The organism is Rhizobium sp. Leaf321 (assembly GCF_001423215.1).
GTDB lineage: Bacteria > Pseudomonadota > Alphaproteobacteria > Rhizobiales > Rhizobiaceae > Neorhizobium > Neorhizobium soli.
Genome location: NZ_LMOF01000005.1, coordinates 319,138 through 340,712, shown reverse-complemented (window position 1 = coordinate 340,712; position 21,575 = coordinate 319,138). Strand labels below are relative to the sequence as shown.

Below are 21,575 nucleotides of genomic sequence, written 5' to 3'. Positions count from 1 at the left end.
CCCCTTACCGATTGTCCGCCAGGATCATCGCCGCCGCCTTTTCGGCAATCATGATCGTCGGAGAATTCGTGTTGCCCGATGTGATGGCGGGCATGATTGATGCGTCGGCAATTCTCAGCCGGCCGAGTGCTCTCATTTTCAGTCGCGGATCGACGACGCTATCGGGATCCGACCCCATCCGGGCCGTGCCCACGGGATGGAAAATCGTCGTTCCTATTTCGCCGGCAGCGCGCTCCAGATCTGCATCCGTGTCGTACGCCGGTCCCGGCTTGTATTCTTCCGGCTGGTAGCGGGCGAAAGCAGGCTGCGCGACGATGTTGCGGGTCAGCCGGATCGAACTTGCCGCGACACTGCGGTCGGCAGCTGTCGAAAGATAGTTCGGCCGGATCGCCGGCGCTGCTGCAAAATCTGGGCCTTTCAGATGCACGGAACCGCGGCTTTCGGGGCGAAGATTGCATACGCTTGCGGTGATTGCCGGAAAAGCATGAACCGGATCCCCGAAGCGGTCCAGCGAGACCGGTTGGACATGGTATTCGAGATCAGCCGTTTCCTTGTCCGGACCCGACCGGGTAAAAATCCCGAGCTGGCTTGGAGCCATGGACATAGGTCCTGAGCGTTTCAGCGCATATTCCAGCCCGATCGCAGCCTTGCCGAGCCAGCGAGAGGCTTTCTCGTTCAGCGTCGGCACGCCGGTGACCTTGTAGACCAGCCGTAGCTGCAGGTGATCCTGCAGGTTTTCGCCGACCTGTCGCACCTCCTTGACCATCTCGACCCCGGCGTCCGCCAGAACCTCGCCGCGTCCGACGCCTGAGAGTTCGAGCACATGCGGCGTCCCGATCGCGCCCGCCGAAAGCACCGTCTCGCGACGGGCATGAGCCACCTGCGACACGCCATTCTGCTGGAACTCGACGCCTTTCACCTCACCGGTTTCGATGATCAGGCGGCGGACATGCGCCTTGGTGAGGACGCGTAGGTTCGGCCGCTTCATCGCGGGCCGCAGAAAGGCCTTGGAGGTGTTCCAGCGAATGCCCGAACGCTGGTTGACGTCGAAATAGCTCGAGCCTTCGTTGTCGCCGCGGTTGAAATCCTCGATCATCGGGATGCCCGCCTGTTCCGCCGCCTTGCGGAAACTGTCGAGCACCGCCCAGTGCAGACGCTGCTTTTCGACCCGCCATTCGCCGCCTTCGCCATGCAGATCGTCGCCGCCCTTGTAGAAGTCCTGGCTCTTGCGAAACAGCGGCAGCACGTCGTCCCAGCCCCAGCCGGCACATCCCATCTGCCGCCATAGGTCGTAATCGCGCGCTTGGCCGCGCATATAGATCATGCCGTTGATCGAAGAGCAGCCACCGAGCAGCTTTCCGCGCGGATAAAACAGGGAGCGGCCGTTGAGGCCTTCCTCCTTTTCGGTGGCAAAACACCAGTCGGTGCGCGGGTTGTTGATGCAATAGAGATAGCCGACCGGGATATGCACCCAGTGATAGTTGTCGGTCCCGCCGGCTTCCAGCAGCAGCACGCTGTTGCGGCTATCGGCCGAAAGGCGGTTCGCAAGAACGCAGCCGGCGCTTCCGGCACCGATGATGATGTAGTCGTAGGTTTCCATGATCTTCAGCCAATCAGCGGCGATGCTCGAAGCCCAGTTTTCGGCCAAGCCGCGAGGCGTAGAATTCCCCGATCAGGCCGCGCCGGAAGAGGAGGACGCAGACCATGAAGACCACGCCGGTGATGATCGTGACGGGAAATTCCGAGGTCGCGAGGTAGTTCTGCAACGCAACGACAAGCCCGGCGCCAAAGATCGGTCCGATCAGCGTGCCGATGCCCCCAAGCAGCGTCATCAGGATCACCTCGCCGGACATCTGCCAGCCGACATCGGTCAGCGTCGCGAACTGGAAGACGAGCGCCTTGGTTCCGCCGGCAAGCCCGGCAAGCGCCGCCGACATGACGAAGGCGCCGAGCTTGTAGCGGGATACGGAATAGCCGAGCGAGATGGCGCGCTGCTCGTTTTCGCGGATCGATTTGAGGATCATGCCGAACGGCGAGTTGATGAACCGCCAGATGATCGCCATGCCAATCAAGAAGACGGCCAGCACGAAATAGTACATGTTCGTCGTTTCGCTGAGATCGATAAAGCCGAACAGGTGGCCGCGCGGCACGGACTGGATGCCGTCTTCGCCATGCGTGAATTCCGCCTGCAGGCAGAAGAAGAAGAACATCTGCGAAAGCGCAAGCGTGATCATCGCAAAGTAGATGCCCTGCCGCCGTATCGCAAAGAAGCCCATGATCAGGCCAAGCACGGCCGCTCCGAATGCACCGACGAGAATGCCGAGTTCCGGCGACAGACCCCAGACCTTCACGACATGGGCAGTAAAATAGGCGGCTCCGCCGAAGAACGTCGCATGGCCAAAGGACAACAGGCCCGTGTAACCCAACAGCAGGTTGAACGCGCAGGCAAATAGCGCAAAGCACAAAAGCTTCATCAGAAAGATCGGGTAGAAGAACAGCGGTGCAACAAGGAGCAGCACCAGTCCCAACCCGATGAAGATCGCGTAGGTTTTCGTGGCTGTGCCCGACCTCTCTATGCGCGGCGGGGCGGCGGTGTGGATGATGTCGCTCATCTCTGGCATCCTTCCCTAAACATCCCGGCCGAAAAGACCGGCTGGCCGCAGAAGCAGCACGATCGCCATGATCACGAAGATCACGATGCTCGATGCTTCCGGATAAAACACTTTCGTCAGGCCCTCGGCGATTCCGAGCATGTAGCCGGTCAGGATCGCACCCATGATCGATCCCATGCCGCCCACCACGACGACCGCAAAGACGACGATGATGATGTTGGATCCCATCAGCGGCGAGACCTGGTAGATCGGCGCGGCCAACACACCCGCGAAGGCTGCAAGTCCGGCGCCGAGCCCGTAGGTCAGGGTCAGGAGCACCGGCACGTTGACGCCGAAGGCCTGCACGAGGGTCGGATTTTCCGTCGCTGCCCGCAGATAGGCCCCGAGCTTGGTTTTTTCGATCAAAAGCCAGGTGCCGATACAGGCGATCAGCGACACGACCACGACCCAGCCGCGATAGATGGGCAGGAACATGAAGCCGAGATTGGTGCCGCCGGCAAGCTGCGGCGGGACCGAATAGGGCTGGCCTGACGATCCGTAGAGATACCGGAACGTGCCCTCGATGGTAAGCGCTAGCCCGAAGGTGAAGAGCAGACCGTAGAGATGGTCCAGCTTGTAAAGCCGCGATAGCAGAAAGCGTTCGGTGACGGCGCCGAACAGGCCGACGATGAGCGGCGCGAAAACAAGCGCGAACCAGTAGTTGATGCCGAAATACTGCAGCAGCAGCATGGCGACGAACGCGCCGAGCATATACTGCGCGCCGTGGGCAAAGTTGATGACCCGCAGCAACCCGAAGATGACCGCAAGACCGAGGCTTAAGAGTGCGTAGAAAGAGCCGTTGATCAGGCCGATCAGGAGCTGTCCGAGGAAAGCCTGGAGCGGAATGCCGAAAATCATGGTCATGGTGCGGCGCTCCTGGCGTCGTCTGATTTTACCGAAACTGGACGCGAGCGCGTTGCCAGGTCGTCCGTGCGGTGATCCGTTTGCATTGCGACCATGCTCAAACCCCCAGAACCTTGTGCAGCATGTCCATCCTCTCGGGCAGTTCGCCGACGGGAAAATTTGCCACCATTTTTCCGTGATCCATCAGGTAGAACCGGTCAGCGACGCGGCTTGCGAAGCGAAAATTTTGCTCGACCATCAGCACCGTCATGCCGCGGTCTTTGAGCGTCTTCAGGACTTCGCCGATGCGCTGCACGATGACAGGCGCAAGCCCTTCGGTCGGCTCGTCGAGGATGAGCAGTTTTACCCCGGTGCGCAGGATACGGGCGATCGCCAGCATCTGCTGTTCGCCACCGGAGAGTTTCGTGCCCGGGCTGGAGCGGCGTTCGTGAAGGTTCGGGAATAGCTCGTAGATCTCGCTGAGCGGCATGCCGCCTTGCGCAACGACGGGTGGCAGCATGAGGTTTTCCTCGACCGTCAGGGTCGAGAAGATCCCGCGTTCCTCCGGCACGAAGCCGAGACCCGCATGGGCGGTTCTATGCAGCGGAACGCGCGACATGTCCTGGCCCGAAAAGAGGATTTCGCCGCGGCGTTCGCGGATGATGCCCATGATCGTGCGAAGCGTCGTGGTCTTGCCGACGCCGTTGCGACCGAGAATGGTGATCGTTTCGCCCTCATGCACCGTCATGTCGACGCCGTGCAGGACGTGGCTTTCACCATACCAGGCATTTAGATTGGAAACCTGAAGCAGGGGTTGCGCCATCATGCTTCCTCCGTGCCCATGTAAGCCGTGCGGACGCGCGGATCCTGGCTCACCGTCGCATAATCGCCCTCGGCCAGAATTTCGCCGCGCTGCAGTACTGTGACGTGGTGGCAGATATCTGCAACGACGGAAAGATTGTGCTCCACCATCAGCACCGCACGGGTCTTCGCCACTTCGCGGATGATGGCGGACACGGTGCCGATATCCTCCTGGCCCATGCCGGCCATCGGCTCGTCGAGCAGCAGCACTTTCGGATCGAGTGCCAGCGTCGTTGCGATCTCCAGTACCCGCTTGCGACCGTAGGAAAGGTCGGCAGCCAGCGCGTTTCGCTCGCGTTTCAGCCCCACAGTCTCGATCAGATCGTCGGCGCGGGCATCCAGCCGGTCGAGCGAGGAGAGCGGCAGCCAGAACTGTGTCGACAACCCGCTCGGACGCTGCAATGCGACGCGGACATTGTCACGCACGGTCAGATGCGGAAACACGGCCGAGATCTGGAACGAGCGGACCAGCCCCATCCGCGCCACCTTGTCGGGTGGCAGTTTCGTGATGTCGGCGCCCATCAGCGTGATCGAACCGGCCGTCGGCTGCAAAAACTTGGTGAGCAGATTGAACACCGTCGTCTTGCCGGCGCCGTTCGGACCGATCAGCGCATGGACACTGGCGTCGTGAACATCGAGATCGACATTCTTGACGGCTGCGAATGCTCCAAAGCTCTTCGACAGGCCACGGGCGGACAAGACCACCCGTAGCTGCTCGTTAGTCGAGATCGATGCGACTGCCATCGCTCACTTCACCAGCTCGCAACCGGCCTTGGCCGGGTCGAGATAGGCCTCCTTGCCGGGAATGGTGGCAAGCACGTTGTAATAGTCCCACGGTTCCTTGCTTTCATCAGGCTTCTTCACCTGCAAAAGGTACATGTCGTGGATCATTCGGCCGTTGGCGCCGACCGTACCGCCGCGAGCGAAGAAGTCGTCGACCGGCATTTCATGCAGCGCTTTGGCCACCGCGTCGCTTTCGTCCGTACCGGCCTTCTGCACGGCTTTGAGATACTGCGTCACGGCAGAATAGGTGCCCGCATGAACCATGTTCGGCATCTTGTTGGTCCGGGCAAAAAACTTCTTGGCAAACTCGCGGCTCTTGTCGTCGAGGTTCCAGTAATAGCCTTCCGTCAGCGTCAGGCCTTGTGCTGCCTCAAGTCCGAGCCCGTGCACTTCGGCCAGCGTGAACAGGAGCGCCGCCAATTTCTGCCCCCCCTGGACAATACCGAACTCGGCCGCCTGCTTGATCGAGTTGGCCGTGTCGAGACCGGCATTGGCTAGCCCGATCACCTTCGCGCCTGATGACTGCGCCTGCAGCAGGAAGGATGAGAAATCCTGGCTCGACAGGGGATGCCGCACCGAACCGACGACCGTGCCGCCATTGGCCTTCACGTAGTCGCTGGTCTGCTGCTCGAGGGAATAGCCGAAAGCATAGTCCGCGGTCAGGAAAAACCAGCTGTCACCGCCCTGCTTGACCATCGCACCGCCTGTGCCGACCGCAAGCGCATGGGTATCATATGCCCAGTGGAAGCCGTAGGGCGTGCAGGACTTGCCCGTGAGATCAGTGGTCGCCGCACCGGTGTTGATGGTGATCTTCTTCTTGTCCTTGGACAGCGCCTGGACCGCGAGACCGACCGACGACGTTGTCAGGTCCATGATCGTATCGACCTGCTGGGTATCGTACCACTGGCGGGCGATGTTGGAGGCGATGTCGGGCTTGTTCTGGTGATCGGCGTCGATGACCTCGATCGGAACATCCAGAACCTTGCCGCCAAAATCCTCGACCGCCATCTTTGCAGCCTCAACGGACGACTTGCCGCCGAAATCGGAATACACGCCGGACTGGTCGTTAAGGATACCGATCCTGACCTTGCCGTCGGATGCCGTTTGGGAAAATGCAGTGCTGCTGGCGAGCAATACGGCCAGCGGTGTAACAACGGACGCCACAAACGTCTTTCGCATAAGGTCTCCTCCCAGAGATAACAGCGCGCGAATCTGTTCAAATTTGGCGGGCTACCCTCCTCAAAGCAGCTCCTCCTGGGGGTATGGTCGAGTAAAACGAACGTTGACGCAAGGAGGAGCGCGCTATTAATTGCAAACAGCCTCTGTTCAGTTTTGAACAGACACGTGACAGCGTTTGAACAGATAGGGACATTGGAGCGCTAACCGCCGACATGACAGCCAGCCCGAACTTCACCTGGGACGACCTTCAATATTTCCTGGCCGTCGCCCGAACCGGGCAGCTTTCCGTCGCGGCCCGGCAATTGCGCACCAGCCATGCCACCGTATCTCGCCGCATCGACCGACTGGAATTCAGTCTCCGGATCAAGCTTTTCGAGCGCAATCCGCGCGGTTATGTCCTAACCGGAATTGGACAACGCTTCATCGAAGCGGCGGAACGCATGGAGGCGGAAGCGGACCGGTTGCAGATGGATATCTTCTCGGGGAGCGCTGCTCACCAGGGCGTGGTCCGTCTCAGTGCTCCGGAAGGAATTGCGAACTTCTTCCTCGCGCATCAGATCGGTGATTTCACCGTCCAGCATCCCAATCTCTCGCTCGAGCTGGTGACGATCCAGCAGATCATGTCCTTGTCGCGCAAGGAGGCCGACATTGCCATCTCGCTCGATCCGCCGAAGGGCGGACCCTACGAAATCGAGAAGATCACCGACTATCGGCTGAACATCTACGGCGCAAAATCCTACCTGTCCGAGCGACCGCAAATCAAAAGCCGCGACGACCTGCTGCTACACCCGTTCATCGGCTACATCCAGGATATGATCTTTGCGCCGGGACTGGACTATCTTGGCGACGTCCATCCGGGAATCCGGCCGCGGTTTCAGAGCTCGAGCATCTCGGCGCAACTGACGGCGACGCTTCAGGGCCAGGGACTCTGCATTTTGCCGCATTTCATTGCGCGCCGTCAGCCGGATCTCGAGCTGGTGCTGTCCCGCGAGGTGCAGTTGACCCGGCACTACTACCTAGTCCGCCACCGCGACATGAGCCGCATTCCCCGTGTACGTGCCGTCGCCGACTACCTTTTGGCAGTCGTGCAGAACAATCGAGATGCTTTTCTTGGCGAAATAGAAAGCGCCTGAGCAAAACGGATGTGCCCGCCAAACCTGGTTTACCTGGCGTGGCGGGCACTGTACCGAGACAGTAGTCGCGTTCGGAATCAGTGACTGACGATTTTTACAGGGATTGCCTTGGACGCCGGCGTCTTGGACATCTCGTCGTGATGGTCGATTGCGTTCAGCACATTGCATTCGGGATAGTACCCGCCGATCGTGCCGCGGGGAAGCTTGTGCGCTCGGACCGTCAGCCCGCTGAGTTCGCGGTGTTTGCCGTCTTCGAAGTCACTGACGAGCGATACGACCTGACCTTCCCGAAGCCCTGCTGCAGCGATGTCTTCGGGGCACATGAGAAGCACGTCTCGCGTGCCCTCAATGCCGCGGAATCGATCCGAATAGCCATAGATCGTTGTGTTAAACTGGTCGTTGGATCGCATCGTGATCAGCCGGAACCGACCAGGCGCATCCTCGAACGACAACGCGTTGAGCTGATGCGGCGTTGTAAAGACCGCTTTCTTTTCCTCGGTATTCCACTTCCGTTCGTGTGCATCATTGCCGCGATAAAAGCCGCCGGGCTCGAACATGCGCTGGTTGTAATGCTTGAAGTCGTCGGGGTAGGTTGCCTCGATGAGATTGCGAACGAGGCTGTAGTCCCGCGTCCATTCGTCCCATTTCAGCTTCGGGTTATGGTCGAGGGTTGCCTTGGCGATGCCGGTCACGATCGCGAGTTCGCTCTGGAGTTGCTTGGATGCCGGCGTGCGCTTTCCGATCGATCCGGAAATGTGGGAGAAGCTGTCTTCCGTCGTGACGGACTGATTTCCGGTCGCCTGCATGTCGATCTCGGTTCTGCTGAGACATGGCAGGATCCAGGCCTCCTTGCCCGGAAACAGATGGCTGCGGTTGAGCTTCGTCGAGACCATGACCGTCAGCTCCTGCTCGGCCCAGACCCGCTCCATATCGACCTGATCCGGCACGGCCCGAAGTAGATTGCCGCCCAGTGAGATCGTGGCGCGAATGGTTCCTGCCATCATGCCTTTGACCGCATCGACGATGTGCGTTCCGTCCTCGGTCGGAGGATCGAAATCGAACAGTTCCTTCAGTTTGTCCATCGGGATGAGCTTGGTCTTTTCGGCAATGCCGACGGTCCGCTGGCCCTGAACGTTCGAGTGGCCACGCACCGGACAGCAACCAGCCCCCTCGCGGCCGATATTGCCGCGCAGGAGGAGAAGGTTGACTAGCATCGCGATGTTAAGGCCGCCCTGCGAGTGCTGGGTCAGTCCCATTCCGTAGACGCCGATGACGCGCTTGGCGGCAATATAAGTCGCGCCTGCCTCGCGCAGGCCAGCCTCCGTGAGCCCGCTTTCGCGCACAATGTCCGACCAAGGCGTGTCGCGCACGCATTCGATGAACTTGTCGGAGCCCGTCGTATGCTCGGCGATGAAATCGACATCGAGAACGCGCGCCCGGCCAGCGGCAACCGCCGCATCATCGGCCTCGACGACGGTCTTACAGAGACCCAGCATGGCAGCGACGTCACCACCGGCCTGCACCTGCAGATACTGATCGGATATCTTGGTCTCATTGCCCGTGACCATGTCGAGCGGATTTTGCGGGTTCACGAACGACACGAGACCCTGCTCGATGACAGGGTTGAATGTGACGATCTTCGCGCCGCGCTTTTTGGCTTCCTGCAGCGGATGCAGGAAACGTGGACTGTTGGTGCCCGGGTTCTGGCCGAAGAAGAAGAAGGCGTCGGTCTTTTCCAAATCTTCCCATACGATGGTTCCGACCGGCGAGCCGATGACTTTGGTGAGGCCGACGGACGTCGTCTCGTGGCACATGTTCGAGCTCTGCGGCAGGTTGTTGTTGCCGTAGGCGCGTGCCAGCAAGGCATAGAGGTAGGATGCTTCCAGTCCGGCATGGCCGGACGAATAGAAGACTACGCTCTTCTTCTCCAGGCGCTTTAGCGTTGCGCCGATCTTTTGGAACGCCTCGTTCCAGGTGGCCTCTACGTATTGTCCGGTCGCGTGGTCGAAGCGGAGAGGATGGGTCAGGCGACCTGTCATCTCCAGATCGTGGTCTTTCCAGCCCTTCAGCTCCTCCACCGTATGCTTCTTGAAGAAATCAGGTCCGCAACGGGAGTTGGTCAGGTCCCACATGGTGGCCTTGGCACCATTCTCGCAAAACTCGAAGGGGTGATAGTTCTTGGGCTTTGGCCAGGCGCAGGAGACGCACATAAATCCGCCCGGCTTGTTTTGGCGAGACAACGTTTCGAGAAACGCTGGTGGAGGCGAACTCTCGCCGTAGATCCGGAAAATCGACTTTACCGAGCCCCAACCACCTGCAGGGCCTTTGCCTTCAGGATTGCTGATGTTGTCTGCCATGGGTGGGCCTCCGAAATGTTCGCTGAAAGGGATGCTAGGGGCGGCATCGACATAACTCGAAGAAGGCGCGATCGTTCCTCCCGCCGGGCAGTCGTTTCCGAGCGGCTGTCGGATCCGGAGACGGCATACGGCCTCGGTTTCAGGACGAGGCATACCGCAAATGACTGACGTGACGTTGCTCCACTATTCTTCTTGAACCGGCGGCATATATAGGCGTTTGCGTCCGGACGATTGCGGTTGGGCGCGCGAGGCAAGACTAGTTTTAAACAGGGAGATACCGGCCGTGCACCTGCCCAAGATCGTGATCGGAACCATATTCGCCATTGCCGCATCTGCGGCCACGGCATCGGCGCAAGTCGTCGTATCATCAAAGATCGATACCGAGGGCGGCGTCCTCGGCAACATCATTTTGTCCATCCTGAACGCAAACGACATCAAGACGACGGATCGCGTTCAGCTCGGCGCCACACCTGTCGTGCGCAAGGCGATCACCGCTGGCGAAATCGACATCTATCCGGAATATACCGGCAATGCGGCGTTCTTCTTCGAAAAAGCCGAAGACCCGGCCTGGAAGGATGCGGCAAAGGCCTATACTGAGGCCAAGAAGCTGGATTACGATGCAAACAAGATCGTCTGGCTGACCCCGTCTCCGGCAAACAACACCTGGGCGGTCGCAATCCGCAAGGAAGTCGCGGACGAAGGCAAAATCAAGACCTTTAGCGAATTCGGCTCCTATGTTGCTGGCGGCGGTAAGGTCGTTCTGGCTGCCTCCTCGGAATTCGTCAATTCTGCTGCAGCCCTTCCGGCCTTCCAGAAGACCTACGGCTTCACGCTCAAGTCCGACCAGCTGATCACGCTGTCCGGCGGCGACACCGCTGCCACGATCGCAGCAGCTGCAAACCAGACCAACGGCGCCAATGCGGCGATGGTCTACGGCACGGATGGTGGCATTGCGCCATCGGGTCTCGTCGTTCTGGAAGACGACAAGGGCGTCCAGCCGGTCTACCAGCCGGCTCCGATCATCCGTGAAGCGGTTCTGAAGGAGCATCCACAGATCGAAACGCTTTTGAAGCCTGTCTTCGAAAAGCTTGACCTTGTGACACTTCAGGAATTGAACGGCCGCGTGCAGCTCGGTGGCGAACCGCCGAAGGCCGTTGCCGAAGACTTCCTGAAGAAGAACGGATTTCTGAAGTAAAGCTGGCTGTATGATGCATTCCACCCTCAGGGGCGGGATGCATCACCCGGGGGCCAAGGAGGATCGGATTGAAGCTTCGCCTCGATAAGCTGGGTGTCGTCGTGGCGCTGCTGGCGGTCTACGCTGCCTTCTTCGCGCCCCTCATGATTTTCCGTCCCAACCGGATCGTGCCGGGGCAGGGGAAGTCTCTCTGGGAATCCCAGCCGCCCTCCACGTCGATCGCCTTCGTCGTCGTTATCGGCGTCGCGATCCTCATCACACTCTTCAAAACACCTCTTTATCTGAGGCTGTCGGCTGCGGCGGCCGTTCTCGCGGGACTTGCCATCTCCGTCGGTTCCGCCGCGTCGTTTCTGACGCCGGACGGCAATACCTATGCTCGTGTTTCGCCGGCCTCCGGTGCCTGGCTGTTGATGCTTGCCTTCGCTCTGCTCGCCGCCGATGCGATCGCCAGACTGCGGCCAACGCCCGTCGTTCGGATCGCCTTGCTGGCGGTCAGCCTAGCGGGAATAGCGGTCGTCCTGTCTTCGGGTCTCTGGGACGGACTTTCCATCATCAGGGAATATGCGGGCCGCGCCGACGTCTTCTGGCAGGAAGCGGGAAAACATGTGACATTGGCGATCGGATCGCTGATTGCAGCCGTCGTCGTCGGTCTTCCCCTCGGCGTTCTTGCCCACCGAGTCACTTCCTTGCGTGCCGGCATTCTCAACACGCTGAACTTCGTCCAGACGATCCCGTCGATTGCCCTGTTCGGCATTCTCATCGCGCCGCTCGGCTGGATCGCCATCAACGTGCCGGGTGCGGCCGCGATCGGCATACGCGGCATTGGCGCTGCACCCGCGTTCGTGGCGCTGTTCCTCTACTCCCTGTTGCCTGTTGTCGCCAACACCGTCGTGGGACTCGAAGGCGTGCCCCGGGAAGCAAACGAGGCGGCCCGCGGAGTCGGCATGACCGGGCGCCAACGCCTGTTCGGCATCGAACTGCCGCTCGCCATGCCCGTCATCCTGACCGGTATCCGCATCGTTCTGGTTCAGAATATCGGGCTTGCCACCATCGCGGCCCTGATCGGCGGCGGCGGGTTCGGCGTCTTCGTCTTCCAGGGCGTCGGCCAGACGGCAATGGATCTTGTGCTCCTAGGCGCCGTACCCACCGTCGTGCTCGCCTTCACCGCAGCCACCGTATTGGACGCACTCGTCGAACTGAACGCCCCTGTTGGCACTCGAGGCAAAGCCGCATGATCGAAATCGAGACCCTCACCAAGCGTTACGGCGACAATACGGTTGTCGACACAGTGACTATGACGATCCAACCGCGCACGGTAACGGTCATTGTCGGAACGTCCGGCTCCGGCAAGACCACGCTTCTGCGGATGATCAACCGGCTCGTGGAACCGACCTCTGGAACCATCAAGCTCGACGGCGTCGACAATCGCGACCTGCCGGGGTTCGAACTGCGGCGCAGGATCGGCTACGCGATCCAGGGACACGGGCTTTTTCCGCATCGAACCGTCGCGCAGAATATCGCCACTGTTCCGGGTCTGCTTGGCTGGGACCGGCCCCGCATCGACGCCAAAGTAAAAGAGCTGCTCGAACTCTTCCAGCTCGACCCCGCCGATTTCGCGGCGCGTTTTCCGCATGAACTCTCCGGCGGGCAGCAACAGCGCGTCGGCGTGGCACGCGCTCTTGCGGCCGAACCCAACGTGCTCCTGATGGATGAGCCGTTCGGCGCTCTCGACCCGATCATTCGCGCCAAGGCGCAGCAAGACCTTATCAGCATTCAAAAGGTGCTCGGCACGACCATCGTTCTCGTCACGCACGATATGGACGAGGCCTTTCATCTGGCGGACCGGATTGCGGTGATGGACAAGGGCAAGGTCGTTCAATACGGCGCGCCTGTCGAACTGGTTCGACAGCCTGCGACCCCGTTCGTCGAAACGCTGATTGGCGATACGGAGCGGCCGTTCCGGCTCCTGTCGATGCAGACTATCGGTGAGGCCCTCGAGCCCAATCAAGCGACAGGGGAACCACTGTCCGAAGACATGAGCCAGCGAGAAGCGCTATCAAAGCTTTTGTGGACGGGACAGCAGGCATTGCCTGTTCGCGCATCCGATGGGCGGATCATCGGTTCTGTTTCGGTCGAAGGACTGTCCAAGCGCGCGGCGGGTCTGGCATGAGAGCGTGGCTTCCTCTCATGCTGCGGGCGTTACTGCTCGTTCTTCTGCTGACGTTCCTGCTGATGCCCGAATTGTTCGATCCCATCCTGCGCCCGCTGGTTCAGCAGAATGCGCCCGCGATCTACAATCAGGGAAGTCTTCTGACACTCACGCTTCTGCATCTGCGGACGGTCGCCATCGCCACGACAGCAGCGATCCTTGTGGCTGTTCCCATGGCAATTCTCGTGACGCGGCCGATCGGCGCCGAGTTTTTGCCGCTCTCGCGGGGCCTCGTGAATATCGGGCAAACCTTCCCGCCAGTAGCGGTGCTGGCGCTCGCGGTTCCAACGCTGGGCTTTGGTGAAAAACCGACGCTGGTCGCGCTCTTTCTCTACGGTTTGCTGCCGATTTTCGAAAACACACTGACGGGGCTGACGACCCTTCCGCCGTCTGTCATGGAGGCGGCGCGCGGGACGGGCATGACCGGGTTGCAGCGGCTGTTCAAGGTCGAGCTGCCGCTCGCGACACCCGTCATCCTCGCCGGTATCCGTCTGTCGGTCGTGATCAGTCTCGCCACGGCCACGATCGGTTCTACCGTTGCCGCAAAAACCTTGGGCGAAGTCATCATCGCCGGCCTGCAGGCCAACAATCTCGCCTTTATCCTGCAAGGCGGCCTGATCGTCGGCGCTCTTGCGATCCTCATCTACGACACGCTTTCCGCCGTCGAGCGGATTGCAGCGCGTCTTACGGGCCTGAACGTGCGGTAATTCCGCTTCTGGTAGAGCTTCAACGCTGACAGTCTAGCTGTCCCACTTCGGCCCGACACCGCGGCCGGTGATCAACCAGGCGAGGCTTACCTGCAGGGAGCGTGCGACGATCTCGAGATCGGTTGCGATCGGTGCGTCACGGTCGTTCTCCCAGGCCTCCCAGACACTCCGTTCCACACCGGACATGTGGGCAGCATCATCTACCGAAAGATCAGTCGCATCGCGTGCCAGGGAGATACGCCCGCCGAGCGTATCGCCGGTAGCCTGGTCGAGATCCGTTCCGTCAATAAACATCGTCTGCTCCTAACAACTGGACGCTGGCATCAAGTAGCAAAAGGGCTCCGCGGATAACCGCGAAGCCCGAGGCCTATGTCAGCCGTCTTCTCCAACCCAGGCCTTGACCTGATCCGGATGGTCCTTGATGTATTTTGCGACCGCTTCGTCGTAGGACGTCTCCTGCGCGGTAAACATCCCCGCCTCGAGATCAGCGATCGGCAGCTTCATGCGCGAGAGGAAGCCGGCAACCTTCGGATTTTCGGTCTTGAAATCCTTGCGGGCGAGAACGTCGACATGCTCTGCTTCACCCAACGACTTCTTGGGGTCGGTCAGGTAACGAAGCTTGTACTTTCCGAACATCCAATGGGGGCTCCAGGACGTGGCGACGAACCACTTTTCGCTGCGCATGGCGCGATCGACCGTCGTCAGCATGCCCGCCTCACTGGAGATCTGCAGCTTGTAGTCGTCGAGACCGTAATCCTTCACGGCCTTTTCTGACAACCGTGTCAGACCTGCTCCCGGATCGATGCCCTGCACGATGCCGGAAAGCTTCTTCTGCACTTCAGGCTTCTTCAGATCCTCGATCGAAGCGATCTCGCTTTCCGGGATATAGGCCGGAACGACCCAGCCCAGCTTTGCGCCATCATAGACGGTACCGAGCGTTTCGACCTTGTCTTTCACCTTGTCGTAATAGTCCGCATGGGTCTGCGGCAACCAGGCCATCATCATCGCGTCGAGATCGCCGCGGCTGACACCCTGGTAGAGCGGAGCGACATCGGACTGTACCAGCTCGACTTCCGTGCCGAGTTCATCCTTGATGAGCTTGGCGGCGAGCTTGGTGACAAATTCAGCATCGGACCAAGCGGACCAGCCGATCTTTACCGGCTTGGCGTCCTGCGCCATCGTTGCGGTCACAGATCCACCGATGAGGGTGGCGGCGAGCCCGAGGGTTGCGAGGGTCTTGAACATGTAGTCTCCTTTTTGGGAGGTTTGCAATTGCGGGTTCATCACCCGCACGGTTCGGCGAAGGACTGGATCAGGCGGTTACCGTCACCATATCCTCACGCTCGTTTCTCTTGAAAAGCGCGCGCCAGAGGGCGTTCGGCTTTCTGGATTTCTGGCCGAGGCTCTGGGTGATCCGGTCGAGAATGACGGCCAGGATGACGACGGCAAGACCGCCCTCGAAGCCCGTGCCCACATCCAGGCGCTGGATACCGGTCAGGACCGTGTTGCCGAGCCCGCCGGCGCCGATCATCGAAGCGATGACGACCATCGACAGCGACAGCATGATCGTCTGGTTGATACCGGCCATGATCGAGGGCAGGGCATTGGGAAGCTGGATCTTGAACAGAAGCTGCGTCGAGGTGCAGCCAAACGCGTTGCCTGCCTCGATGAACTCGTGATGTACCTGGCGAATGCCAAGATTGGTCAGTCGCACGACAGGCGGCATTGCAAAGATCACCGTGGCGATGGCACCCGGTACCGCTCCAAGCCCGAAGAACATCGCTGCCGGAATGAGGTAGACGAACGCCGGCATGGTCTGCATCAGATCGAGGATGGGCCGGACGATGGCTGCGACACTATCCTTGCGCGCCATGGCAATGCCGAGCGGCAGGCCAATGATCATCGCCATCAGCGTGGACGCGATCACCAGGGAAAGCGTCTCCATCATGGCGCTCCAAAGACCCATGTGGTCCACCAGCCAAAGTGCGATGCCGGTCAGCAGGCCGAAGCCGAGGCCGACCCGCCAGAGGGATAGCGCGACAAAGATGGCAATGCCGACGGGCATCGGGAGCGCAAGCAGCGCATCCTGGATCGTCCCGGTTACAAAGCCGATCGCCGACGCGATCAGATCGAGAAAGGGGGAGAAGTTGTCGAGGATGTAGTTGACGGCTGTATCGATGCCGTCGCCGATGTTGAAATTCATGTCTGTCTCCGGTTTCTGGCCGGCTACAGCGCCGCCTGCATCATGGGCCGGCAGGGCGCTGCAACAATTCTAAGGTCGTGAATGGAAATCAGCTGGCGCGGTCGAGCGTTTCGAGCAGCGTCGTTTTGCTGATCGATCCGAGATAGCGCTTGGCGTCATCGATGACGGGGACCGGCCAGGCGCTGGCGGCGACCGTGCCGAGAACGTTCGACAGCGGTTCGTCGGCTGCGATTGTCTCGATCCCGGTGAGAAACGCTCCGCGGTAGGGATCATCCGCCTTGGCGCGCAGCTTTTCGACAAGCGATGTCTGGCTGACCATTCCCTGGTAGGTCTTGTCGCGACCGAGAATGATCGCGTATTCGCGGTCGAAGTGCTTCATGCGTTCGAGTGCGGCGGCGGCCGATACACCCTGACGGTCGATGATCGTGACCTGGGTCTTGCGGGCAACATCGCCGGCCTTGAAGACATGGCTGACATCAACATTGCGGAAGAAGGAGCGGACGTAATCATTGGCCGGGCTCATGACGATTTCGTCCGGCGTACCGACCTGAATGACGCTGCCGTTCTGCATGATGCAAATACGGTCGCCGATCCGCATGGCTTCGTCGAGATCGTGGCTGACGAAGACGATCGTGCGGCTTTGTTCGGACTGAAGACGGACCAACTCGTCCTGCATCTCGGTCCGGATGAGCGGGTCAAGTGCCGAGAAGGCTTCGTCCATGAGAAGAATGGTCGGTTCACTGGCCAAAGCACGGGCAAGGCCGACGCGCTGCTTCATGCCGCCGGACAGCTGATCCGGAAGGCTGTCCTCGTAACCGTCGAGGCCCACGGCCTTCAAAGCAACGAGAGCCTTCTGCCGACGCTCGGCTTCGTTGACGCCTGCGACCTCGAGACCGAAGGAAGCGTTGTTGAGCACGGTACGGTTGGGCAGAAGCGCGAAGGACTGGAACACCATGCTGATATCGCGGCGCCGCAGATCGATCAGTTCCTTGCGCGACATCTGGGTGATGTCACGCCCGTCGATTTTTATCGCACCGGATGTCGGCTCGATGAGCCTGTTCAGTAGACGAAGGAGGGTGGATTTTCCGGAGCCGGACAGGCCCATGATCACGAAAATCTCGCCAGCTTTGATCTCGAAGCTCGCGTCGTTGACACCGACGGAGCAACCGGTCGCTGAATGGATTTCGGATTTTGTCTTGCCGGCGCGGATCATGTCCAAGGCCTTGTCAGGCCGCTCGCCGAAGATTTTGTAGACGTTGTTTAGACTGATCTTGGTCGGTGTCGCTTCGAGCGGCGCGTCATTTTCAGTTGCATAAGCCATTAAAAATTTGGCCCGGGCTCGGTAGCGCGGGCATTCTCCTAGACAGTCGGATCTACTCTACGGCGGAAGCATAGGCTTTCCGGCCAGAGGTCGTCCGTGTATTTTATTTGGGCGATATAGCCATCGCCGGCGAAGAACCAATCCGATCAGCGTATCGCGAGGATTGTATCAAGTCAGACGTCACGCACTAAAAGCGCGCTTCAGACGCACATTCGTTATGCGCATCTGCAGCCCGTCCATGACCTGTTTGTAGAGCGAGAGATGTGGATGTCCATCAAAAAATCTAATTTGCATGGGCCGGAAAATCTCCCGAAGCGCGCTCATCCATCGCAGATCCACTGCATCAACGAGCATCTCGCCCTATCGAACCCGGATTTCAGACCGGCCATCACGAAACCGTGAAACAATGAAAATCATGCTCTAGCCCAAATTGCGAACCTCCAGACTTTGTGAGCCAGTGAGCTAGACTGCGACGTGCAATCGTCCCAACAAGCCGATTTCCCGACCGTTACACAGCCAACGCAACTCCCCGCAGTCGCTCTGAGAAACACTCGCGTTGCACTGCGACATGGGATATTTGCATTGTTGGGTGATCGGCGAGTAACGACGTCTGGTCTTTATGAAGCGGTTTACTCAGCGTGGTCTCATGGGCGTTGTCGGGCAGAGTACTTTTATCATCGACAATCTGAGATTGGCGGACGGTCGCCAAGGCATGTCGCTGAGTGTTTCGAACGGCGTGATAGTCGCGATCGGAGAGCAGACCGCACAGCTATCGTCGCCGCGTCTCGATGCTGGAGGGGTGCTGATCCTGCCGGGACTGACGGATGCGCATGTCCATCTCGACAAGGCGATGATCCTTGGCCGCTGCCCGCTGTGTGAGGGGACCCTTGCTGAAGCCGTTCGGCTGACGGCGCAAGCGAAACGCAGCTTTACCGCAGAGGATGTCGAAGCGCGCGGCGCGCAAGTCTTGGAATTGGCTGTGCGTGCGGGTACGCAGCGCATGCGCAGCTTCGTCGAGGTGGATCCACGCGCAGGTCTTCGAAGTCTGGAAGGTCTGCTGCGGCTGAAGCGCAGATGGTCGGGTCTCATCGACGTCCAGCTTTGCGCCTTCGTGCAGGAAGGCCTGACCAACGAGCCTGAAACCATCGACCTTCTTCACGAAGCCATGAGGATGGGTGCGGATCTGATTGGCGGATGTCCTTATACGGACCCTGATCCCGTTGCCCATGTCGAGCTCATCTTCTGCCTTGCCCGTCGTTACAACGTTGATGTCGACTTCCACGCCGACTTCGATCTCGATCCCGTAAATTCCATTTTGCCCGAGATCATCAGGCAGACCGAAGCCTTCGGCTGGGGTGGGCGTGTCACTGTCGGCCATGCAACGAAGCTTGCAGCCTTCGATCCTGACGAGCGTGAGAGGATGGCGCGGAGCATGGCCGAGGCCGGTATCGCTCTCGTCGTCTTGCCCGCGACAGACGCGTTTTTGAACGGATCGCGCGACAACCCGATGCGGCCGCGAGGCATCGCTCCGGCAGCCCAGATGAAGCGCTTCGGGGTGGATGTCGCGCTCGCCACCAACAATGTGCAAAACCCGTTCACACCGTACGGCGACGCCTCACTGCTTCGGATGGCAGGCCTCTACGCCAATCTCGATCAGCTCTCGACGGCAGCTGATATGCACAGCGTTTTCGAGATGGTGTCGACAGATGCGGAGAAGATCACGGGGATGCTGGCGCCACCGATCGCTGTGGGGGCGAAGGCCGAATTCATTCTTGTTGCCGCAGAAACGGCCGAAGATGCGATCCGCCGCAACGCGCCCGTCGTCGCCGCTGTCAAACGCGGCGTGTTGCGACTATGGGCGCCTCTTGCGCCTTTGATCATTCCGGACTGAAACTTTCCTTGTCCCGAGCGCGTAGTAGGAGCGAAATGCTCATTTCGGCGAAACGCATTGAGGACTAATGCAAAAGATTGTCTTGCTTCTGGGGTTTGCGCTCGCGGCGTTCGGCATCGTCGGCGCGCGGCAGGTGACGGCCGATGACCATGTGCCACAAGCGGTCCGGATCGATGTCGGCGGTTACAAACTCAACAGCGTTCTGATCGAGCCGGACAAAAAAGCGGATCTTCCCCCGATCGTTTTTCTCCATGGTGCGAGCACGAGCCTGAAAGATCCCCTCTTTTCGTTCAGGAAGACGTTGCAGGGCAGGGCGCGACTGCTGTTCGTCGACCGACCGGGACATGGCAGTTCCGATATCGGAAGCGAACAGAATATCCTTCCGGATGGCCAGGCTGATGCCGTCGCGCAGCTGATGAGGAAGCGGGGGATCGGCAAGGCCATTATCGTCGGCCATTCCTTCGGGGGCGCCATCGCCGCGGCATTTGCAGTTCGGCATCCGGACATGGTGTCCGGTCTCGTCTTCCTCTCGCCGGCGGTCTACCCCTGGGACGGAAGCGTCGCATGGTATTATTCTGCAGCCACAGCCCCTGTCACGGGCCAGGTCTTCAGTGCGCTCGTCGTTCCACCGGTGGGGCTGCTGGCGATCAAGGGTGCGGCGAGCGCAGTCTTCTCTCCCAACCCTGTCCCCGCCGGCTATATTGCCGAGACCAATGCGTTTCAGGCGCTGAGCCCAACCGCATTTCGCCATAATGCGCGGGAAATCTCGGCGCTCAGCGACTGGGCACGTACCGCCTCGCGACAATATCCGAAGATCAAGGCGCCGACAGTGATCATCACCGGTGATGCCGATGAGATCGTATCTCCCGAAATCCATGCCAAACATCTGGCGCGCGATATCCGCGGCGCAAAACTGATCGTCGTCCACAAGCTCGGGCACAAGTCCGACTACATCGCGAGGGATCTGGCGGTGGCTGCCATAGAAAGCGTTGCGGGCCGACGCAAGGACTTAGCCTCCATTGCAAGGTCGGTGGAGCGACGGATAGCGGCAGATGCAAAGGATTGAACCCGTCAGGGAACGCGAGGGACAGGACCTGACCGTCTGGCGCCGTCGGTGCCGGTTGGGCCTCTTCCTGTTCTATGCCGCAGCGGGCGTCCTGCATATCACCGTGCCGCGGCCGTTTCTCAGCATCACACCCAGCTGGGTCCCTGATGCACCGGAGGTGATTCTTGTAACGGGCCTCTGCGAGATCGCAGGCGCGATCGGATTGCTTGTTCCGTGGTCGCGTCGGTATGCGGGCATTGGCCTGGCGCTTTACGCAGCCTGCGTCTTTCCTGCCAATATCAAGCACGCAGTTACCAGCCTGACTGCGCCAGACGCCTCGCAGTGGCAGTGGCTTTATCACATGGTCCGATTGCCGTTACAGCCTGTTCTGATCTGGATCGCCCTGTTTGCGGCGGGCATCGTCAGGTGGCCGATGAGGGCGAGGGGCTGATCTGTCGCCTCGGCGCGACAACAATTCCGCGCCGGCATCGTGCCGCGCTCGGCGAAGGTCGGAGGATTTCCAACCCGAATCCATCGGCAGCACGACACGACCTTAAGGGTTTCAAAAAGGAAGAGACCATGTCCTCCATTTCCAGAACCGGCTTTACGATACTCTCAGGCGCACTGATCGCCGTCACGCTCGGTGTTTCGGCCTTTGCGGCAGACACCGTCCGGGTCCGCGGTACAGTCGAGAGCCTCCAAGGCAAGACCCTGTCTGTCAAAACCCGCGAAGGCACGAATGCCAAGATCATGCTCAAGGATGACTGGAAGGTGTCGAGCGTTGCCAAGGCCTCTATCGATGACATCAAGCCTGGTGACTTTGTAGGGATCGCCTCGTTGCCGACTGCCGATGGCGGTGACGGCGCTCTTGAAGTTCTGATCTTCCCGGCGGCGATGAAAGGCACCGGTGAAGGCAGCTACGCCTGGGATCTGAAGCCGAACAGCTCGATGACAAATGCGACGGTTGCCGATGCGGTCAAGTCCGTCGATGGCCACACGGTCACCGTGACCTACAATGGCCAGGAGAAAAAGATCTCGATCCCTGAGGGCACGCCGATCGTGACGTTCGCGTCAGCAGTCGAAGCGGATATCAAGGCAGGCGCGACTGTGTTTGTGCCGTCGGAAAAGGCGGCCGATGGCTCCATGTCGAGCGGCCGGGTCGTTGTCGGCACCAACGGCGTCGTGCCTCCGATGTGA

Annotated in this window: 20 protein-coding genes; 9 read left to right on the top strand and 11 right to left on the bottom strand. The window is 60.0% G+C overall.

Features of this window, described 5'->3' with window-relative positions; genetic code table 11:
* Positions 1–4: 4 nt before the first annotated feature.
* The 6 genes from ASF70_RS05220 to ASF70_RS05195 form a co-directional block, all read right to left on the bottom strand.
* On the bottom strand, positions 5–1,600 hold the full coding sequence (locus ASF70_RS05220) for a GMC family oxidoreductase N-terminal domain-containing protein (RefSeq protein ID WP_062578415.1): 1,596 nt from the start codon (positions 1,598–1,600) through the stop codon (positions 5–7).
* Positions 1,601–1,613: 13 nt separating this feature from the next.
* Positions 1,614–2,612: a branched-chain amino acid ABC transporter permease gene (locus ASF70_RS05215; protein ID WP_062459725.1), complete on the bottom strand. Its 999-nt coding sequence runs from the start codon at positions 2,610–2,612 to the stop codon at positions 1,614–1,616.
* Between the two features lie 15 nt (positions 2,613–2,627).
* Positions 2,628–3,515 (bottom strand): branched-chain amino acid ABC transporter permease, encoded by an 888-nt coding sequence (locus ASF70_RS05210; protein WP_062578012.1) that lies wholly within the window; start codon positions 3,513–3,515, stop codon positions 2,628–2,630.
* Between the two features lie 97 nt (positions 3,516–3,612).
* The gene (locus tag ASF70_RS05205) at positions 3,613–4,317 is read right to left on the bottom strand and encodes an ABC transporter ATP-binding protein (RefSeq protein WP_062459733.1); all 705 of its coding nucleotides are present in this window, start codon (positions 4,315–4,317) and stop codon (positions 3,613–3,615) included.
* On the bottom strand, positions 4,317–5,099 hold the full coding sequence (locus ASF70_RS05200) for an ABC transporter ATP-binding protein (RefSeq protein ID WP_062578010.1): 783 nt from the start codon (positions 5,097–5,099) through the stop codon (positions 4,317–4,319). The genes ASF70_RS05205 and ASF70_RS05200 overlap by 1 nt, the downstream gene beginning before the upstream one ends.
* 3 nt (positions 5,100–5,102) lie before the next feature.
* The gene (locus ASF70_RS05195; RefSeq protein ID WP_062578008.1) at positions 5,103–6,317 is read right to left on the bottom strand and encodes an ABC transporter substrate-binding protein; all 1,215 of its coding nucleotides are present in this window, start codon (positions 6,315–6,317) and stop codon (positions 5,103–5,105) included.
* A 212-nt stretch (positions 6,318–6,529) separates the two neighbouring features.
* On the opposite strand from ASF70_RS05195, the gene ASF70_RS05190 reads away from it, so the two are divergent.
* The gene (locus ASF70_RS05190; protein WP_062578006.1) at positions 6,530–7,450 is read left to right on the top strand and encodes a LysR family transcriptional regulator; all 921 of its coding nucleotides are present in this window, start codon (positions 6,530–6,532) and stop codon (positions 7,448–7,450) included.
* A 77-nt stretch (positions 7,451–7,527) separates the two neighbouring features.
* Here ASF70_RS05190 and ASF70_RS05185 read toward each other — a convergent pair whose 3' ends face one another.
* The gene (locus ASF70_RS05185; protein ID WP_062578003.1) at positions 7,528–9,807 is read right to left on the bottom strand and encodes an FdhF/YdeP family oxidoreductase; all 2,280 of its coding nucleotides are present in this window, start codon (positions 9,805–9,807) and stop codon (positions 7,528–7,530) included.
* A 298-nt stretch (positions 9,808–10,105) separates the two neighbouring features.
* On the opposite strand from ASF70_RS05185, the gene ASF70_RS05180 reads away from it, so the two are divergent.
* The 4 genes from ASF70_RS05180 to ASF70_RS05165 all read left to right on the top strand — a co-directional run bounded on the left by ASF70_RS05180 (position 10,106) and on the right by ASF70_RS05165 (position 13,918).
* Complete coding sequence (locus ASF70_RS05180) at positions 10,106–11,002, top strand: ABC transporter substrate-binding protein (RefSeq protein WP_244473982.1); 897 nt, start codon at positions 10,106–10,108, stop codon at positions 11,000–11,002.
* Positions 11,003–11,070: 68 nt separating this feature from the next.
* Positions 11,071–12,237: an ABC transporter permease gene (locus ASF70_RS05175; RefSeq protein ID WP_062577998.1), complete on the top strand. Its 1,167-nt coding sequence runs from the start codon at positions 11,071–11,073 to the stop codon at positions 12,235–12,237.
* A complete protein-coding gene (locus ASF70_RS05170; protein ID WP_062577995.1) occupies positions 12,234–13,172 on the top strand; it encodes an ABC transporter ATP-binding protein in 939 nt (312 codons plus the stop codon). Before ASF70_RS05175 ends, ASF70_RS05170 begins: the two co-directional genes overlap by 4 nt.
* Entirely contained in the window at positions 13,169–13,918 is a 750-nt protein-coding gene (locus ASF70_RS05165; RefSeq protein WP_062577993.1) for an ABC transporter permease, read from the top strand. Before ASF70_RS05170 ends, ASF70_RS05165 begins: the two co-directional genes overlap by 4 nt.
* Positions 13,919–13,951: 33 nt before the next feature.
* On the opposite strand, the gene ASF70_RS05160 is transcribed toward ASF70_RS05165, so the two are convergent.
* From ASF70_RS05160 to proV, 4 genes are all read right to left on the bottom strand, one after another.
* On the bottom strand, positions 13,952–14,212 hold the full coding sequence (locus ASF70_RS05160) for a helix-turn-helix transcriptional regulator (protein WP_062577991.1): 261 nt from the start codon (positions 14,210–14,212) through the stop codon (positions 13,952–13,954).
* A gap of 78 nt (positions 14,213–14,290) precedes the next feature.
* Complete coding sequence (locus tag ASF70_RS05155; protein WP_062577989.1) at positions 14,291–15,163, bottom strand: glycine betaine ABC transporter substrate-binding protein; 873 nt, start codon at positions 15,161–15,163, stop codon at positions 14,291–14,293.
* A gap of 67 nt (positions 15,164–15,230) precedes the next feature.
* Positions 15,231–16,121 carry a proline/glycine betaine ABC transporter permease gene (locus ASF70_RS05150; protein ID WP_062577987.1) on the bottom strand — a complete coding sequence of 297 codons (891 nt, stop codon included), beginning with the start codon at positions 16,119–16,121 and terminating at the stop codon, positions 15,231–15,233.
* A gap of 88 nt (positions 16,122–16,209) precedes the next feature.
* A complete protein-coding gene (proV, locus tag ASF70_RS05145; RefSeq protein ID WP_062459769.1) occupies positions 16,210–17,442 on the bottom strand; it encodes a glycine betaine/L-proline ABC transporter ATP-binding protein ProV in 1,233 nt (410 codons plus the stop codon).
* Between the two features lie 712 nt (positions 17,443–18,154).
* Here proV and ASF70_RS05140 point away from each other — a divergent pair.
* The 4 genes from ASF70_RS05140 (at position 18,155) to ASF70_RS05125 (ending at position 21,575) form a co-directional block, all read left to right on the top strand.
* Positions 18,155–19,333: an amidohydrolase family protein gene (locus tag ASF70_RS05140; RefSeq protein ID WP_210166802.1), complete on the top strand. Its 1,179-nt coding sequence runs from the start codon at positions 18,155–18,157 to the stop codon at positions 19,331–19,333.
* Between the two features lie 67 nt (positions 19,334–19,400).
* Positions 19,401–20,399 (top strand): alpha/beta hydrolase, encoded by a 999-nt coding sequence (locus ASF70_RS05135; protein ID WP_062577984.1) that lies wholly within the window; start codon positions 19,401–19,403, stop codon positions 20,397–20,399.
* Positions 20,386–20,829, top strand: coding sequence for a DoxX family protein (locus ASF70_RS05130; RefSeq protein WP_062577982.1), 444 nt, complete (start codon positions 20,386–20,388; stop codon positions 20,827–20,829). Before ASF70_RS05135 ends, ASF70_RS05130 begins: the two co-directional genes overlap by 14 nt.
* A 128-nt stretch (positions 20,830–20,957) precedes the next feature.
* On the top strand, positions 20,958–21,575 hold the full coding sequence (locus tag ASF70_RS05125; RefSeq protein WP_062578413.1) for a hypothetical protein: 618 nt from the start codon (positions 20,958–20,960) through the stop codon (positions 21,573–21,575).